Annotated in this window: 14 protein-coding genes; 10 read left to right on the plus strand and 4 right to left on the minus strand. The window is 62.3% G+C overall.

Annotated elements, in window-relative coordinates; genetic code table 11:
• Window positions 1-2: 2 nt before the first annotated feature.
• The 6 genes from P0D84_RS19840 to P0D84_RS19865 all read left to right on the plus strand — a co-directional run bounded on the left by P0D84_RS19840 (window position 3) and on the right by P0D84_RS19865 (window position 8364).
• Window positions 3-3185 (plus strand): efflux RND transporter permease subunit, encoded by a 3183-nt coding sequence (locus P0D84_RS19840; protein ID WP_408339152.1) that lies wholly within the window; start codon window positions 3-5, stop codon window positions 3183-3185.
• Between the two features lie 76 nt (window positions 3186-3261).
• Window positions 3262-4677, plus strand: a complete 1416-nt coding sequence (locus P0D84_RS19845; RefSeq protein WP_408339154.1) for an efflux RND transporter periplasmic adaptor subunit — start codon at window positions 3262-3264, stop codon at window positions 4675-4677.
• A gap of 11 nt (window positions 4678-4688) precedes the next feature.
• On the plus strand, window positions 4689-6185 hold the full coding sequence (locus P0D84_RS19850) for an efflux transporter outer membrane subunit (protein WP_408339904.1): 1497 nt from the start codon (window positions 4689-4691) through the stop codon (window positions 6183-6185).
• Window positions 6185-6391 (plus strand): hypothetical protein, encoded by a 207-nt coding sequence (locus tag P0D84_RS19855; protein ID WP_408339156.1) that lies wholly within the window; start codon window positions 6185-6187, stop codon window positions 6389-6391. Before P0D84_RS19850 ends, P0D84_RS19855 begins: the two co-directional genes overlap by 1 nt.
• A 148-nt stretch (window positions 6392-6539) precedes the next feature.
• Window positions 6540-7829, plus strand: a complete 1290-nt coding sequence (locus tag P0D84_RS19860) for an MFS transporter (RefSeq protein ID WP_408339158.1) — start codon at window positions 6540-6542, stop codon at window positions 7827-7829.
• A gap of 349 nt (window positions 7830-8178) precedes the next feature.
• The gene (locus tag P0D84_RS19865) at window positions 8179-8364 is read left to right on the plus strand and encodes a hypothetical protein (protein ID WP_120297341.1); all 186 of its coding nucleotides are present in this window, start codon (window positions 8179-8181) and stop codon (window positions 8362-8364) included.
• Between the two features lie 189 nt (window positions 8365-8553).
• On the opposite strand, the gene mgrA is transcribed toward P0D84_RS19865, so the two are convergent.
• A complete protein-coding gene (mgrA, locus tag P0D84_RS19870; RefSeq protein ID WP_408339161.1) occupies window positions 8554-9597 on the minus strand; it encodes an L-glyceraldehyde 3-phosphate reductase in 1044 nt (347 codons plus the stop codon).
• A gap of 220 nt (window positions 9598-9817) precedes the next feature.
• Here mgrA and P0D84_RS19875 point away from each other — a divergent pair, with 220 nt between their 5' ends.
• Complete coding sequence (locus P0D84_RS19875; RefSeq protein WP_408339163.1) at window positions 9818-10024, plus strand: DUF3185 family protein; 207 nt, start codon at window positions 9818-9820, stop codon at window positions 10022-10024.
• Window positions 10025-10084: 60 nt separating this feature from the next.
• On the opposite strand, the gene P0D84_RS19880 is transcribed toward P0D84_RS19875, so the two are convergent.
• The gene (locus P0D84_RS19880) at window positions 10085-10846 is read right to left on the minus strand and encodes a phytanoyl-CoA dioxygenase family protein (RefSeq protein WP_408339165.1); all 762 of its coding nucleotides are present in this window, start codon (window positions 10844-10846) and stop codon (window positions 10085-10087) included.
• Between the two features lie 462 nt (window positions 10847-11308).
• Here P0D84_RS19880 and P0D84_RS19885 point away from each other — a divergent pair, with 462 nt between their 5' ends.
• Complete coding sequence (locus tag P0D84_RS19885; protein ID WP_408339167.1) at window positions 11309-11683, plus strand: hypothetical protein; 375 nt, start codon at window positions 11309-11311, stop codon at window positions 11681-11683.
• A 357-nt stretch (window positions 11684-12040) separates the two neighbouring features.
• On the opposite strand, the gene P0D84_RS19890 is transcribed toward P0D84_RS19885, so the two are convergent.
• Together P0D84_RS19890 and metK are read right to left on the minus strand one after the other, a co-directional pair.
• Entirely contained in the window at window positions 12041-13303 is a 1263-nt protein-coding gene (locus tag P0D84_RS19890; protein WP_408339169.1) for an IS110 family RNA-guided transposase, read from the minus strand.
• 478 nt (window positions 13304-13781) lie between these two features.
• Window positions 13782-14972 (minus strand): methionine adenosyltransferase, encoded by a 1191-nt coding sequence (gene metK, locus P0D84_RS19895; RefSeq protein ID WP_408339170.1) that lies wholly within the window; start codon window positions 14970-14972, stop codon window positions 13782-13784.
• Between the two features lie 279 nt (window positions 14973-15251).
• Between metK and P0D84_RS19900 the strand changes: the two genes are divergently transcribed.
• Entirely contained in the window at window positions 15252-16136 is an 885-nt protein-coding gene (locus P0D84_RS19900) for a lipid A biosynthesis lauroyl acyltransferase (protein WP_408339172.1), read from the plus strand.
• Between the two features lie 81 nt (window positions 16137-16217).
• On the plus strand, window positions 16218-17081 hold the full coding sequence (gene dapF, locus P0D84_RS19905) for a diaminopimelate epimerase (protein ID WP_408339174.1): 864 nt from the start codon (window positions 16218-16220) through the stop codon (window positions 17079-17081).
• The last annotated feature ends 39 nt before the right edge of the window (window positions 17082-17120 follow it).

The raw sequence follows: 17120 nt of genomic DNA on the forward strand, positions 1-17120 counted from the left end.
CCATGTGGATTGTCCGTCTGGCGCTGCGGCGCCCCTATACGTTTGTCGTGCTGGCCCTGCTTTTGCTGATCGTCGGTCCGTTGACGATTTTGCGCACCCCCACCGACATCTTCCCGAATATCGACATTCCGGTGCTCTCGGTAATCTGGTCGTACAACGGCCTGCCCGCCGACGAGATGGAAAAGCGCATCGTGCTCAACTACGAGCGCGGGCTGTCGACCGCGGTCAACGATATCGAGCACACGGAGTCGACTTCGCTGAACGGGATCGCGGTGGTGAAAATCTTTTTTCAGCCGCACGCGAACATCGACGAAGCGCTCGCCGAAGTCACGGCGCTGTCGCAGACGCAGCTGCGCTCGTTGCCGCCCGGCATCACGCCGCCGAATATCCTGCGCTACAACGCCTCGACGGTGCCGATCCTGCGCCTCGCGCTGTCGTCCGCTTCACTCACCGAGCAGGAGCTGTTCGACTTCGGCAACAACTTTCTGAAGACGCAGCTCGCCACTGTGCCGGGCGCATCGGCACCGCTGCCGTATGGCGGCAAGCAGCGGCAGATCATGGTCGATATCGATTCGCGCAAGCTGCAGGAGCGCAATCTCTCGCCGATGGACGTGGTCAACGCCGTCACCGCACAGAATCTGATTCTGCCGTCGGGTACGGCGAAGATCGGCTCGACGGAATATTCGGTGGAGATGAACGGCAGTCCGGATTCGCTGGCGGGCCTCAATAACATTCCGATCAAATCCACCGCCAACGGCACCGTTTATATCCGCGACGTCGCTCACGTACGCGACGGTTTCCAGCCGCAGACCAACATCGTGCGCGTGAACGGCCAGCGTGCCGCGTTGCTGACCATCAACAAAAGCGGCAATACGTCCACGCTCGAGATCGTCGACCGCATCAAGAAGATGATGCCGACGCTGCGCAATCTCGTGCCGGCTTCGCTGAACATCGATCCGGTCGCCGATCAGTCGCTGTTCGTGCGTGCTTCCGTGCAGGGCGTGCTGCGCGAGGCGCTGATCGCCGCGTGCCTGACTGGCCTGATGATTCTGCTGTTCCTGGGCAACTGGCGCGCCACGCTGATCATCGCCGTGTCGATTCCGCTGTCGATGGTCACCTCGATCATTGCACTGTCGATGCTCGGCGAAACCATCAACATCATGACCTTGGGCGGGCTCGCGCTCGCGGTCGGCATTCTGGTCGACGACGCGACCGTGGCGATCGAAAACATCAGCCATCAACTGGAGCAAGGCAAGACGCTGGAGCAGGCGATTCTCGACGGCGCGCATCAGATCGCGATTCCTACTTTGGTGTCGACGCTATCCATCTGCATCGTGTTCGTACCGATGTTTCTGCTGACGGGCGTCGCGCACTATCTGTTCATTCCGCTCGCCGAAGCCGTGGTGTTCGCGATGCTGGCGTCCTACTTCTTCTCGCGTACGCTGGTCCCGACGCTCGCCAAGTATCTGCTGCGCCATCACCACAAGCCGGCTGACCTGCATCACGCGCCACCACAAACACGCAATCCGTTCATGCGCGTGCACTATGCATTCGAGGGCGGCTTCGCGCGCTTTCGCGACCGTTACCGCGAGTTTCTCGAAGCGCGGGTGGCGCGCCCGGGTCTGTTCGTGACGCTGTTTCTGGTCTGCTGTGGTGCCTCGATGCTGCTGATGCCGTTTCTCGGCCGTGACTTCTTCCCGGCAGTCGATGCCGGCACGATCGCGCTGCATCTGCGTGCCAAAACCGGCATGCGGGTCGAGGAAACCGCGGTGGTGACCGATCGCGTCGACACGCGAATTCGTCAGTTGATACCGCCGTCCGAGTTGCATTCGCTCATCGACAATATCGGCTTGCCGGTCTCGGGTATCAACCTCTCATACAGCAACACCGGCACGATCGGCACCTCGGATTCGGACATCCTTATCACGCTGAATCCCGATCATCATCCGAGCGCGGACTACGTGCGCACACTGCGCCGAACCCTCACCGACGAATTCCCCGGCGTGCAGTTCGCCTTCCTGCCGGCGGATATCGTCAGTCAGACGCTCAACTTCGGCATGCCCTCGCCGATCGATATTCAAATCGTCGGACGTGACGTAGCCGGCAATCGCGTCTTCGCCGCGCAGTTGCTGAATCGCCTGCGCACCGTGCCGGGTCTTGCCGACGCGCGCATCCAGCAGCCCGCCGATCTGCCACGCATCTTTATCGACGTGGACCGCACGCGCGCCCAGCAGGCAGGCTTTTCGCAACGCGACATCGCGAGCAATCTGCTGATCACGCTGTCCGGCAGCCAGCAGACCACGCCGACCTTCTGGCTCAATCCGCGCAACGGCGTCAGCTACAACGTGATCACGGAAGCACCGCAATATACGATCGATTCGCTGCAATCGCTCGCGAACATTCCGTTGAACGCAAACGGCCGCAGCAATATCCTCGGCTCGCTCGCCACGATGAAACGCGAGGCGGGCAATGCGGTACTCACGCACTACAACGCACAAACCACCATCGACATTTTCGGCACCGCCGACGGCCGCGATCTCGGCGGCGTATCCGACGACATCCGCAAGATCATCGACGACAGCAAGGTCAATCTCCCCAAAGGTTCGAGCATCGAGGTGCGCGGCCAGGTGCAGACGATGAACGATTCGTTCTCGGGTCTGTTCGCCGGTCTCGTGTTCGCGATCCTGCTGGTCTATCTGCTGATCGTGGTGAATTTCCAGTCGTGGCTCGATCCGTTCATCATCATCACCGCACTGCCCGGCGCGCTGGCGGGCATCGTGTGGATGCTGTTTCTCACGCACACCACGCTGTCGATTCCGGCGCTGACCGGCGCGATCATGTGTATCGGCATCGCCACCGCGAACTCGATTCTGGTGATCAGTTTCGCGCGCGAACAACTGCTCGAACACGGCGACGCGACACGCGCGGCGATCGAGGCGGGCTTCACGCGTTTCCGTCCGGTGCTGATGACGGCCCTCGCAATGGTGATCGGCATGGTGCCGATGGCAACCGGTCTCGGCGAAGGGGGCGAGCAGAATGCGCCACTCGGGCGCGCGGTGATCGGCGGTTTGACGGTCGGCACGTTGGCTACGCTAATCTTCGTGCCGGTGGTGTTTTCGATGATCTATCGCCGGCTCGCCGCGCGGCGTCAGCGAGCGGCCGAGCACGTGGTGCAAAAGCCATGACGGCCAGCGCACGACACACGGTACGAAACACGAGAGGCAGCGTCGACTGCCCAGGCGTTCTGATAGGGGAAGTTTGATGGAAGGAAAACGTCCAGACGGGTCCAACACCGCGCTCAATCCGGCGAAGCAAAAGCGCGCACGCTGGGTCATCGCGGCGGTGGCCGTGGTGGTGGCCGTACTCGCGGCACAAGGCATCTGGTCGCGCCATGACGCGCACGCAGCGCTCGAACGCGATGCCGAACATGCGAGCCAGACGAGCGTGGAAGTCGTGCGCCCGCAGAAGTCGACGGTAGGACTCGACCTCGTGCTGCCCGGCAACGTGCAGGCGTTTCTCGACACGCCGATTTACGCGCGCACCAACGGCTATCTGAAGAAGTGGTACGCGGACATCGGTGCCAAGGTGAAGAACGGCCAGTTGCTCGCGGAAATCGACACGCCCGAAGTGGACGATCAACTGCGCGCCGCCCGCGCCGATCTCGCGAATGCGGACGCCAACTACGCGCTCGCGAAAAGCACCGCCGACCGTTGGACCGAGATGCTGAAAAGCAAATCGGTTTCGAAGCAGGAAACCGACGAGAAGGTCGGCGACATGCTCGCGAAGAAAGGCACGCTGGATGCCGCGCGCTTCAACGTGGCGCGCCTCGAGAAAACGCAATCGTTCCAGAAGGTGTACGCGCCGTTCGACGGCATCGTGACGGCCCGCAACGTCGATGTCGGCGCGCTGATCGATGCGGGCAGTTCCGGCGGACCGGCGAAGGAACTGTTTCACGTCGCACAGGCGGACAGATTGCGCGTGTATGTGAACGTGCCGCAAGCGTATGCGCTGCAGGTTCGCGCGCAGCAGACGGCGTTTCTGACGCTGACCGAGACGCCGTCGAAACACTATCCGGGTACGGTGGCGCGCACTGCGGGCGCCGTCGATCCGCAACAACGGACCATGCTCGTCGAAGTCGATGTCGACAATCGCAATGGCGATCTGCTGCCGGGCGCCTATGCGCAGGTGCATTTCGCTTTGGGCGCGGGCGCGGCACCGTTTACGCTGCCAGGCAACGCGCTGCTGTTCCGGCCGGACGGCGTCAAGGTAGCGACCGTGGATCCACAGCACAAGGTGAAGCTGCTGCCGGTTTCGCTTGGGACGGACTTCGGTACGCGCGTGGCCGTCGCGTCCGGCTTGCAAGGCAATGAGCAGGTGATTCTGAACCCGCAGGATTCGATCGTCGACGGCGCACCGGTGCGGATCGTGCCGGGGAAAGCGGAGGGTGGTACGGGGGGCGCATCGAGTTCCGAGGGAGCAACGGGTGCCTCTGGCGCGGCCGCGGTTGGCGAAGGTGCAACGGGCGCTTCTGGCGCGGCCGCGGTTGACGGAGGTGCAACGGGCGCTTCTGGCGCGGCCGCGGTCGGCCAAGGTGCAAAGGGTCCTTCTGGCGCGGCCGCGGTTGGCGCGCCTGCTGCGCACGTCGCCGGTCTGCACGCCGTGAGGGACACACTGTGAGCGCGCCGGCATTGCCTCGTCGTTTCGCGCCACGGCTCACACGTGCAGCGCTGCTTGGTGCGTTCGCCTGCTCGCTCACCGCTTGCACCGTCGGCCCCGACTACGTCAAGCCGCCGGCCGCCACTGCCGCCACCTACAAGGAGCTCGAAGGCACCGGCTGGAAGCCCGCGCAACCCGCCGACACGCTCACGCGCGGCGCGTGGTGGAGCGTCTATGCGGACCCATCCCTCGACGCGCTCGAGCAGCAGGTCGCGAGCGCGAACCAGAACGTGCAGGCCGCCGAGGCGCGCTTTCGCGCCGCCCGCGCGACAGTTGCGCAATACCGCTCGAACTTCTTCCCTATCGTCAGCGCGAACGGCGATTATTCCCGCACGCGGACTTCGGAGAATGTGCTGCACAAATCGACTGCGGGTCTCACGCTGAACGATTACCTCGTACAAGCCGATGCTTCGTGGGAACCGGACTTGTGGGGCCGCGTATCGCGCAGCGTCGAAGGCGCGAAAGCCGAAGCGCAGGCGAGCGCCGCCGACGCGCAAGCCGCGCTCCTTTCGATGCAGGCCGAACTGGCGACGGACTACTTCGAACTGCGTGGTTTCGATCAGGAACGACAACTTCTCGACGACACGATCAAAGCCTATAAGGAAGCTCTCGATCTGACGCAACACCGCTACGCAGGCGGCATCGCCACCGACGCCGACGTCGCGCAGGCGCAGACGCAGTTGCAAACCACTCAGGCGCAAGCACTCGACCTCGGCGTGCAGCGCGCGCAACTCGAACACGCGATCGCGATCCTGATCGGCCAGACGCCCTCGACCTTTTCCCTGCCGGTTGCACCGCTCACCGCAGTGCCGGTGGTCGCGGCGGCAGGCGTGCCCTCCGCGTTGCTCGAACGACGGCCCGACGTCGCGGCGGCAGAGCGGCACGTCGCCGATATGAACGCGCAGATCGGCGTGGCGACGGCGGCGTTTTTTCCGAGTCTGATTTTGTCGGTGACGGGTGGGCTCGAAGCGACCAACTACAGCCAATGGCTGTTGGCGCCGAGCCGTCTGTGGTCGCTCGGGCCGGCACTCGCCGGTACGCTGCTCGACTTCGGCGGACGTGCGTCGGTGAAAGAGCAAGCCCGTGCGCACTACGACGAAAGCGTCGCGCAGTACCGCCAAACCGTGCTGACGGCGTTCGGTCAGGTCGAGGACAACCTCGCCGCATTGCGCGTGCTTGAACAGGAAGCCGCCGCGCAGGACGACGCGGTGGCCGCCGCGCAGCGTTCGCTGGCGGTCGTGTCGAACCGCTATAAGAACGGCGCGATCACGTATCTTGATGTCGTGGTTGCGCAGACCACCGCGCTGACCAATGAGCGGAATGCGGTGTCGATCGCTCGCCGTCGTATGGCGGCGAGCGTCGCGTTGGTCAAGGCGTTGGGCGGCGGTTGGGACGCGTCGGCGTTGCCGACCGACGAACAGATCGTGCATCCCGCCGCGCCTGCGAGCGAAGCGGCGGCGCACGGTTAGTGGCCGAGGTTGCGGTCGCGGTTGCGGTTGCGGTTGCGGTTGCGGTCGCGGTCGCGGTCGCGGTCGCGGTCTCGGTCTCGGTCTCGGTCTCGGTCTCGGTCTCGGTCTCGGTCTCGGTCTCGGTCTCGGTCTCGGTCTCGGTCTCGGTCTCGGTCTCGGTCTCGGTCTCGGTCTCGGTCTCGGTCTCGGTCTCGGTCTCGGTTTGAGAGTACGCCCAAACATGCGAAAACCGCGGCAAGCACGCCAACTGCGCGCGTCGCGGCACCGCCCCGTGGCGTGTCGCGCCCACTCCCCCGACCTTTTCAAAGTATCCTTAACGCCTTCGACCACCTCGCGTTCCCAGGAGATTTTTTCGTGACCGCATCGCCGGAATCCCACCGGACTGCTACTTCGGCTGTTCCCGCTCCACCCGCTACTTCCCCCTCCGCCACTGTGCCTGACATCGCCGACACCCCCTATCTCGAACGAGGCACGCGCGCCTATTGGCGCGCCAGCATCGCGTTGCTATTCGCCGGCTACGCCACCTTCTCGCTGCTGTATTGCGTACAGCCGTTGCTGCCTGCGTTCTCTACGGCGTTCAGCGTAACGCCGGCACAAAGCAGCCTGTCGCTCTCGGTGACGACCGCCGCGCTCGCGCTCGCCATATTCGTGGCCGGCTTCGTCTCGGAAGGCTGGAGCCGCCATAAGCTAATGACTGCATCGCTCACGCTGTCGGCGCTATTGACGATCGGCGTCTCGATCGCGCCGCAGTGGCATCAATTGCTCGTGTTGCGCACGCTCGAAGGCCTCGCGCTGGGCGGCGTGCCCGCCGTCGCGATGGCGTACCTCGCGGAGGAAGTGCACCCCGATGGGCTCGGTCTGGCGATGGGACTGTACGTCGGCGGGACGGCGATCGGCGGGATGGCGGGGCGGGTGATTACCGGCGTCGTCGCGGATCTGTTTTCGTGGCGCGTGGCAATCGGCACGATCGGCGTGCTCGGCATTCTCTCCATGCTCGCGTTTCGCGCGCTGCTGCCACCGTCGCGCCATTTCGTGCCGCGTCGCGGACTCGGCTTTGCACATCACCACGCCGCGTTGCTGAAGCAATTCACGCGGCCCGGGTTGCCCCTGCTGTTTCTGCTCGGCTTCGTGCTGATGGGCAGCTTCGTCACGCTGTACAACTACATCGGTTACCGGCTGCTTGCGCCGCCCTACCTGTTGAGCCAAACAGAGATCGGCGCGATTTTCGTCGTCTATCTGACGGGCGTGATCGCCTCGCCGTGGTCGGGCCGCATGGCCGATACGTTCGGCCGGGCACGCGTGCTGATCGGCAGCTTGCTGCTGATGGCGCTCGGACTCGCCATCACGATGCTCCATCCGATCGCGGCAATTGCAACCGGCATTGCCTGCTTGACGTTCGGCTTTTTCGCCGGACATTCGGTGGCGAGCGGCTGGGTCGGACGCCTCGCGAAAGAAGCCAAGGGACAGGCGGCCGCGCTGTATCTGCTCGCGTATTACATCGGCTCCAGCGTGGTCGGTTCCTATGGCGGCCACGTGTGGGCTGGTTATGGCTGGAACGGTGTCGCGGGACTGGTGGGCGTGCTGCTCGTCGTCGGCATCGTTGCGGCTGTGCGCTTACGTCGACGCGAAGAGACCGCAGGATGAAGGCATGCCGCTGACCGGTTTCGGGAAACCGGGCTCGGACGCGGCTCGGAGCGAGGCCTAAAAAGACGCGCGTCGCAGCAGACGAGAACAATCCGCCGCGCATCAAATTGGCTTAAAAAGTAAGGCCCATGTAAGCAACCACTTCATTTTTTACGACGCTTTTGCTGCGGCGCGTCAATCGCCGCGGCCCTTGCGGCATTGGGTTGAGCAGTCTGCGAAGACGCGCTGCAGCGCGGCAAGCCGTTGTTATGTTGATCTAACCGTCGCCTATACTCGATTCAGGCGTTGGCGGTGCATGACTCCAGAAATAGAGCCGCTGCCCGCGCCGGTACTAGATAAGGAGACGAGTATGACGACCTACTTCACGATTGGCGATTTCATCCTGGTCATCCCGATGGCGCTGGCCGGCGCGCTGTTTGTCGGCGCGCTTCCCTGCAAGACGGAGTTGCGTCACAACGCGCTACGCGTGCTAGGCGCGCTGATCGGCGTGGTGTTCGCGGTCGTGCTGGTCGAAGGCTTGCCTGCGCTGGTGTAGCGGGGTCCGGCGAAGACGGCCTGGACGCTTCGGGGATACTTCGATCCGGATAGTCCGGTCGACTGAACGCAGTCGTTTCGCTGGCTGCGCGGGAAACACGTGTACCTGAATGCCTTGATTAAAAAGCCGCCCCAGCGGGCGGCTTTGCTATTGCTACGACGAAATTCCCGCGACTGAAACGCTACGCGGTCAGATCGCCTGATCGGTCGAAGGCTTTTCCCACAGGTTGACGCCACCTTCAGTTGCATAGCGGTCGATCTCCGCCAGCTCTTCCTTCGAGAACGCGAGATTCTTCAACGCACCGACGTTCTCGCGCACTTGCTCCGCGCGGCTCGCGCCGATCAGCACGGACGTCACCCGCGGATCACGCAGCGCCCATGCGAGCGCCATTTGCGCAAGGCTTTGTCCGCGACGCTGCGCGATGTCATTGAGCTTGCGCACGTGCTCGATGTTTTGCGGGCTCAGATGCTCCTGCTTCAACGAACCGCCGCCCGGCTTGTTGACGCGCGCGTCTTCCGGCACGCCATTCAGATACTTGCCGGTGAGCAAGCCCTGCGCGAGCGGCGTGAACGCGATCGCCCCTGCGCCGACCTTCTCGAGCGCATCCAGCAGTTCGCGTTCGATCCAGCGGTTGAGCATGTTGTACGCCGGCTGATGGATCAGAAGCGGCACCTTGTACTCGGCGAGCAGCCTGGCCATTTCGAGCGTCTTGGTTGCCGAGTACGACGAAATACCGATGTACAACGCCTTACCTTGCTGCACGGCACTCGCCAATGCACCGGCGGTTTCTTCGAGCGGCGTATCGGCATCAAAGCGATGCGAATAGAAAATATCGACGTAATCGAGACCCATGCGCTGCAGGCTCTGATCGAGACTCGCGAGCACGTACTTGCGCGAGCCGCCGCCCTGGCCATAAGGACCCGGCCACATGTCCCAACCTGCCTTCGACGAGATCAGCAGTTCGTCGCGATACGGTTTGAAGTCATCTTTGAAGAGACGGCCAAAGTTGGTTTCGGCGCTGCCGTACGGGGGACCGTAGTTGTTGGCGAGGTCGAAGTGAGTGATGCCCAGATCGAAGGCCGTGCGCAGGATATCGCGCTGCGTGGAGATCGGCGTGGTGTCGCCGAAGTTGTGCCACAGGCCCAGCGACAGCGCCGGCAGTTTGAGACCCGATTTGCCGCAGACGCGGTATTGCATGTCCGAATAGCGTTCTGAAGCTGCTTCGTAAGCCATTGCTAGTGTCCTTGATGGTGAGGTCGCCCGGCGGTTGCGGGCGGGAGAAGATCACATGCTGCGAGAGGCGTGCCGGTTCTACGTTTAGGTATGAGTGACGCTAGACCGCTATGGTAGCCAATCGACGTGATACCTGCAGACGCCCACAGTATGCAAGATGGACGATAGCTTGCAGCTCCCCTACACTTTGACCGATCAAGGCTTATCGAAGGGGGGATTCATGACGAAGGCGATTTCAATCGCGCTGGTTGTCGGCGGTATCGTGTTGTTGTATTTCGGTGGGCAGGCGTTCAACTCGGTTAGCAGCGAAGTGTCTCGCGTGTTTACCGGATCGCCGACCAACAAGGCGATCATGCTGATCGTGGGCGGCGTTATCGCCACGATTGCCGGCCTGACCGGGGTGGTTGTTTCAGGACGCAAGCGGTAGAGCGTTGACGCCTACGCGGCGCGAAACCAACAAACATTCGCGCCGCGCCAGGCAAAAAACCTAAAAGGCAATTTCCGGCTTGGCCGCCGAGCGGGATCCCGGCAGCGGCACATTGCTCACCCCGTGATAGGTGAACACCAAAGAAAATTTCACCTGATCGCTGAGGTTCTTGCCAGCTGAATGCAGCGTGTTGCAGTGAAAGAACACCACGTCCCCGGCCTTGAGCTCGGGCGAAACGGCGGTGCGAATCAAGGCCTGATTCTCTTCCAGATCGGAACGGAAAAACCTGGCCTCGTCGAAGCGCTCGGAAGTGAAGGCAGCGCCGTGCGACTTCGGCACAAACCACAACGCGCCGTTATCGACCGTCTCCGACCCTACTGCGACCCACACCGATACCAGGTCGTCACGCTCGAATGACCAGTACCTCACGTCCCGATGCCAGCCCGTCAGGCTGCCATACGCAGGGTGCTTGGTCATCATGCAATTGTGATGCGCGCGCGATAAGCGCGGCTCTTCACCGAAGTACAACTCCATCCAGCCGCGAATTTCCGGCGCGGTCGCCCATTGCGCAAAACTCGGATGACGGCCGTACGCATCCAGCAAGCGGCGAACCGTGTGGCCACCCGGAGCATGTTTGGATTCCGGCGCGCCGGGATACTGCAGATCTGCTTCGAACTCGATCGGCGCGGCCGCTTCCTGCAACTGGCGCTCCGCAATCTGCTTCAGTTCGCCGCAACGCTCGGGCGACACCAATCCGGGCACGACGACAAAACCCTGCTCTCGCAACGTGTGAATCTGCTCTTTCTTCGAATGAAGTGACATGGTGTTCCGTTACAGTCGGCTAGCTGATGCTCGATTGTAAAACGGGCGCGATCGGACTGCGCGCTGTTTCGCCTTGCGCGAAGCCGCAGCCTTACGCACTACTTTCATGCGAAAGCCGATTTGCAAAGCACGCTGTGAGGGCACGCTCGCACGATAATCGACCGCAAAGGGCGCGACCTTGCGAGCGTGCACCTCACGTCTTACCCGTAAAAACCCGTATTCGCAGGGTAAAAACGGACTTTCTGACGTCACGAATCACGTGTAGCCTTTCACGCATGTTGATCGCTCTTCCCGCACTTTTGCGGCGCACGCAGGCCGCTGTGGCCGACTCCGCCGTCCTCCGTGTTCTTATCAGTCGAATTCCGGGCTCTCGCGTCGTCCTTCGCGGCACCGCCATTGGCACATTTGGTGCTCCTTCTGGCGCACACTCCGTCGCGCGACACGTTGCCAACCTGTGAAGCCATGCATACTCTTCTGAGCACCCGTCTTACCCGCGCCGCGTTGAAAGCGGCGCGTCCGGCGCGTCGCCATCTCGTGCGCGCGCTGCGTCACCATGCCACCCGCACTCGCGCATTAGGCGAACAATGGCGTGAAGCCAAAGCGGTCGACGGCATTCGCACGTGGTTCCATACGTTTTTCTCCGCACTGCGCCTGCAAGGCAATTCGCGGCGCTTTTCGCTGCGCACGCTGCTGCGCAAACCGACGCCACTGCGCCTTACCGCCAAGCAGACTGCTCCGGTAGCAGCGCCGCAAAGCACGAGCCGCCGGCCGCGACGTATGTCGACGAGCGGCAGCACCGGCTGGTTTGCGTTTGCGTTTGCGTTTGCGAGTCGCTGAATGAGCGGCCGAATCATGCCCTGAGGTAGTCCGTCAAGGTTTTGGAGCGGGAAATTGCTCTCCCGCACCCGGTTCGACGCGCACGAGCAGGCCAGCCGAACGATCCTCTCCTTTCGAGGGCTGGTACAGCCCGCATCGCTGGCATGCTGGCCTCAGGTATCGCTCGCCGCTCATTTATGAAACGGGTTATGTCGAACAAAACGTCATGCGCTCGCCTGGCGAGTTGCCCACCGCCGGCCAGCGTCATGGTCGTAACAGGCGACCCGCCGGCCGGCCGTGGACAACTCGCGACATCACGTCCAACGGAGGAACCCCACCGATCCAGAATTCAACTGCGTAACCGTCCATCGAAACGGGTTACCCCGAAAGCCCGAGGTTCTTGATGAGTGTCGAACCGCGCTTCCTCAAGGCGTTGAGGTAGGTGCTCTCGTCGTACGGGGTTCTGGTCTGCCAGCACCGGTACAGGATGCGGATCCACTTAAACGCCAATGCCCTGACAGCGGCCTGATACGAACTGCCCTTCGCTCGCTGTTGCCGGTAGTAAGCGCCGGCCCAGAACGATTTGTTGATAGTCTGGCCGGCCCATTCGACAAAGGTCTGGCGCAGGAATGTCGGGCATTGCCAGCGCCAGTGCACCCAACACTTCTTGCCGCTGCGCTCGGTGACCGGCGCGATGCCGGAGTACTTCTGCAGTTCATCAGCGCCCCTGAAACGGTCGCGTTGCTCGCCGAATGCAGCCAGCAGGCGCGGCGTCAGATGCGGACCTGCTCCGGGCAAGCTGTCAAACAGGTCGAAGTCGGGCAGCGTTCGTGCGACTGTCGCGATTTCCTTATCGAACACGTCGATCGCAGCGAGCGCTGTGCGCAGTTGCGCCACCAGCATCAGCGCGAGCAACCGGTGAGGTGCAACGATACCGGGATCGTCAGTAAGCGACACAGCGCAGCGGATCGACTCCAGACGTCCCTCAATCAGTTGGGCCCGGCGACAGTTGTGCGCATGGAAGAACGTTTCAAGGGTCTTCCTGTTCGCACGCCTGACTGCTGGCAGGGTTGGCCAGCGGGTCAGGAAATCACAAAACAGCACCGTGTCGATGTCCTCGAACCATTCCAGGGTTTGAGGATAATACTGCTTGAGTGCGTTGGTTAGCCGGTTGGTGAACCGGGTCTTGTCGCCGACCAGTTCACGACGCTGCTCGATCAGGCTCAGCAAGGAACGCATGCCGGCGCTCTGCGGCCTGAGAGCGCTGAACCGCTCAGGATGGCGCAGCAACAGGTCGAGTGCCAGCTCAGCATCGGTGGGATCGTCTTTGGCCCGGCTCGGCTTGAATGCCTCACGGTACTTCGCGAGCATGGCGGGGTTGATCGGGAATAGTGTGACGAACGCATGTTTCTGCAAAACCGAGACGATCGGCCCTCTGGCCAGCTCAAGAGCGATCGCGATGGGACCACCAAAGCGCTCGTGTAACGCCGTTGCCCATTCATCAATGCGTGTAACCTGGTGAGGGATGCAGTCGAACTCGCGCTTGTCGTCACCGGCCTGCTGCAGGCAGATGTCATGTTTGGTATCGGCCCAGTCGATGCCGACGAAAGCCTTGAATTGCTGGTTCGATAGAGGTGCCATGTGAACCTCCGCAAGTGATAGATTACCCGGTAGGGACATGCATGCTTGCGTTCAGCGAAGCCAATATAGTGAGCCGGTGCCACGGCGAACCCTGAGTATTCGTTATCGAGCGCAAGCGCACCCGTAGACTCGAAGCTAATTCGGCAATCGTCTAGCGTTTGGGTCGACTTATTCGTAGTCCACGGGTGCATGTTCCGCCTTCACTGGCAGCAAGCTGCCAGTCCGAACAGTATCGATGAAAGCGGAACGGACTATCTATATAGGCGACTGCGGTGCGCATGCGCGGCCAGGCGAGTCGTTGAGAGCGAACCGCGAGCCAGCTCGAACGCCTCCCCACTCCGCGTCAGGATGCAGCGGGTACGGCCGCCGCAGCTGCGTTGACGCCCTCATCGCCCCACCGCACAGCGTATTCGATGGTAATAAAAAAACCCCGCCCGGCTCGCGCCGGCGGGGTATTTTTTTGAAGCGGACTGCGTGATTATTCCGCGAGCGCGGCGACCGGTTCGGTGCCTGCTGCTTCGGCCAGTGCCAGAGCCTTGTCCGTGGCTTCCCACGTGAATTCCGGCTCTTCGCGGCCGAAGTGACCGTAGGCCGCGCTCTTCTCGTAGATCGGGCGCAACAGGTCGAGCATCTGGATGATGCCCTTCGGACGCAGGTCGAAGTGCTCCTGCACCAGCTCCGTGATCGTTGCATCCGACACGCGGCCCGTGCCGAACGTGTTGACCATGACCGAAGTCGGCTGAGCCACGCCGATCGCGTACGACACCTGAATCAGGCAGCGCGATGCCAAACCGGCAGCCACGATGTTCTTCGCGACATAACGGCCGGCATACGCGGCCGACCGGTCGACCTTCGACGGATCCTTGCCCGAGAACGCGCCGCCGCCGTGCGGCGCCGCGCCGCCGTATGTATCGACGATGATCTTGCGGCCCGTCAAACCGCAATCGCCTTGCGGACCGCCGATCACGAACCGGCCGGTCGGGTTCACGAGGAACTTGATGTCGCCCTTGATCAGGTTAGCCGGCAGGGTCGGCTTGATCACTTCTTCGATCACGGCTTCGCGCAGCACGGCCAGATCGATGTCCGGCGAATGCTGTGTGGACAGCACGACGGTGTCGATGGAATGCGGCTTACCGTCGACATAACGCACGGTGACCTGCGACTTCGCATCCGGACGCAGCCACGGCAGACGGCCGTCGCGGCGCAGATTCGCCTGACGTTCCACCAGACGGTGCGACAGGTGGATCGGCAGCGGCATCAGTTCCGGCGTTTCTTCACACGCGTAACCGAACATCAGGCCTTGATCGCCGGCGCCTTGATCGAGGTTGTTGTCGTGCGCGCGGTCCACGCCCTGGGCGATATCCGGCGATTGTTTGTCGTATGCGACCAATACGGCGCAGCCACGGTAGTCGATGCCGTAATCCGTGTTGTCGTAACCGATACGCTTGATCGTGTTGCGCGCGACCTGAATGTAATCGACGTTCGCCGTGGTGGTGATTTCCCCGGCCAGCACGACCAGACCCGTGTTGCACAGCGTTTCGGCTGCAACACGCGAGTACTTGTCTTGCGTCAGGATGGCGTCGAGGATTGCGTCCGAGATCTGATCCGCGACTTTGTCGGGATGGCCTTCGGAAACGGATTCGGAGGTGAAGAGATAGTCGTTTGCCACGTTGCAGACTCCTGTTTGGTGGTTACGGTTGAGTTTCACGTAGCCAGCTTCGGGAGCCTTGAAGCGGCGACGCTTTAGCGGATTACCTTACTGGCAGGGGGCGTATCCCATGGGATCGCACCCGCCAGCTTCGCCCCGCAAGTTGTCTATTAACTCGGCGAAGCCCTTATTATAGCGACTTCCTTTGATTGTCACAGAGTGTTCACCCGTGCTGTATTTCGACCCGTCTTCAGGTTTCTTGAGCAAAGCGTCGCTCGACGCCCTACACGGAGGGGCGGCATGTTGAGTCGTCTTGGTGCCCACCTGGCCATTGGACTGCTGAAATTTTTGGCGTTGTTGCCCTATGGTCTGGTTGCGCGAATGGGCGACGGGTTGGGCTGGCTGCTCTATCAGATCCCAAGCAACCGTAAGCGCATCGTCCACATCAATCTGAGCTTGTGTTTCCCGGAGTGGAGCGCCGCGCACCGCGCCGAGATCGCGCAGAAACACTTCCGCCACGCGATTCGCAGTTATGTTGAGCGCAGCGTCCAGTGGTTCGGCTCGGCGAAGAAACTCGAAAAGCTCGTACAGGTGGATAGCGAGATCGACCTGCTGGATCCCGACATGCCGCCCACCCTGCTGCTTGGCGCGCATTTCGTCGGTATCGAGGCGGGCTCCGTGTTCATCAATCACGCGCTGCGCCGACAGTGCGGCGCACTCTATCAGCCGATGTCCAACAAGGTGCTCGACGATGTTGCAAAGGCCGCGCGCGGCCGCTTTGGCGCGGACATGGCAAGCCGCGCCGACAGTGCGCGGATCGTGCTGCGCTGGTTGCGCGACCACAAGCCGGTCATGCTCGGCGCCGACATGGACTATGGCATGCGCAACTCGACGTTCGTGCCGTTTTTCGGCGTACCTGCGTGCACGCTGACAGCCGTGGGACGCCTCGCCGGGGTCGGCCATGCGCAAGTGGTGCCGTTTATCGGCGAAGTGCTGCCGAATTACAAAGGCTACCGTCTCAAGGTGTTCAAGCCATGGCAGAACTATCCCACCGGCAACGACGAGGCCGACGCGCGCCGCATGAACGCCTTCCTCGAGGAGCAGATTCCCCTGATACCGGAACAGTATTATTGGGTGCACAAGCGCTTCAAGACGCGGCCGCCAGGCGAGCCGAGCGTCTACTGACCGGCCTTCGAAAAAAGCGCCCGAACGCGAAAATAAAGCGGCGTTCGGCCCACCTTTTGGCGCGTCACTTACAATAGCGCGATGAAACTGAAATTCACCAAAATGCACGGCGCGGGCAACGACTTCGTCGTGCTCGACGGCTACACCCAACCGGTCAACCTGACGCCGGCGCAGGTGCGCGCGCTCGCGGACCGGCATTTCGGCGTCGGCGCCGACCAGTTACTGCTGGTCGAGAAGCCGACTTTGGACGGCGTCGATTTCAGATATCGCATCTTCAATTGCGACGGCGGCGAGGTCGAGCACTGCGGCAACGGCGCGCGCTGCTTCGTCAAGTTCGTGCGCGACAGCGGCCTGACCGACAAGCACAGCGTGCGCGTGCAAGTGCAGAACGGCACCATTGTGCTGACCATGCAGGAAAACGGCGAAGTGCTGGTCGATATGGGCACGCCCGTGTTCGAACCGGAGCGCGTACCGTTCGCCAGCAAAGGCCTCGAAGGCCGCCGTGAAGGTGCTGACACGCTCTGGCCGCTCGATGTGAACGGCGTGACGCGCTGGATCTCAGTGGTGTCGATGGGCAATCCGCACGCCGTGCAAGTGGTCGACGACGTCGAGGATTTTCCGGTTCTCGTCGAAGGCCCGGTGATCGAGCGGCATGCACGCTTCCCGCAGCGAGTGAACGCGGGCTTCATGCAGATCGTCGGCCGTAGCGAAGTCAAACTGCGCGTCTACGAACGCGGCGCCGGCGAAACGCTGGCATGCGGCACCGGTGCGTGCGCGGCAGTCGCTGCCGGCATTCGCCGCGGGCTGCTGGACGCGCCGGTGCTGGTGCACACGCATGGCGGCAAGCTGACCATCACGTGGGATAGCACACCAGAAGGTGCACCGCTGCTCATGGCCGGCCCCGCGGCAACCGTCTTCGAAGGCGAGATCGAACTGGCCGAGTGACTCGCGCCGGTCTGACGTCCGATTCAGTGGCCAATCGAT

It is taken from the genome of Paraburkholderia sp. RL17-337-BIB-A (assembly GCF_046025895.1).
GTDB lineage: Bacteria > Pseudomonadota > Gammaproteobacteria > Burkholderiales > Burkholderiaceae > Paraburkholderia > Paraburkholderia fungorum_C.

Coding starts and splice junctions, on each gene's coding strand:
- P0D84_RS19840 (WP_408339152.1), top strand. CDS start 3: ATGTGGATTGTCCGTCTGGCGCTGCGGCGCCCCTATACGTTTGTCGTG.
- P0D84_RS19845 (WP_408339154.1), top strand. CDS start 3,262: ATGGAAGGAAAACGTCCAGACGGGTCCAACACCGCGCTCAATCCGGCG.
- P0D84_RS19865 (WP_120297341.1), top strand. CDS start 8,179: ATGACGACCTACTTCACGATTGGCGATTTCATCCTGGTCATCCCGATG.
- mgrA (WP_408339161.1), bottom strand. CDS start 9,597: ATGGCTTACGAAGCAGCTTCAGAACGCTATTCGGACATGCAATACCGC.
- P0D84_RS19875 (WP_408339163.1), top strand. CDS start 9,818: ATGACGAAGGCGATTTCAATCGCGCTGGTTGTCGGCGGTATCGTGTTG.
- P0D84_RS19880 (WP_408339165.1), bottom strand. CDS start 10,846: ATGTCACTTCATTCGAAGAAAGAGCAGATTCACACGTTGCGAGAGCAG.
- P0D84_RS19885 (WP_408339167.1), top strand. CDS start 11,309: ATGCATACTCTTCTGAGCACCCGTCTTACCCGCGCCGCGTTGAAAGCG.
- P0D84_RS19890 (WP_408339169.1), bottom strand. CDS start 13,303: ATGGCACCTCTATCGAACCAGCAATTCAAGGCTTTCGTCGGCATCGAC.
- P0D84_RS19900 (WP_408339172.1), top strand. CDS start 15,252: ATGTTGAGTCGTCTTGGTGCCCACCTGGCCATTGGACTGCTGAAATTT.
- dapF (WP_408339174.1), top strand. CDS start 16,218: ATGAAACTGAAATTCACCAAAATGCACGGCGCGGGCAACGACTTCGTC.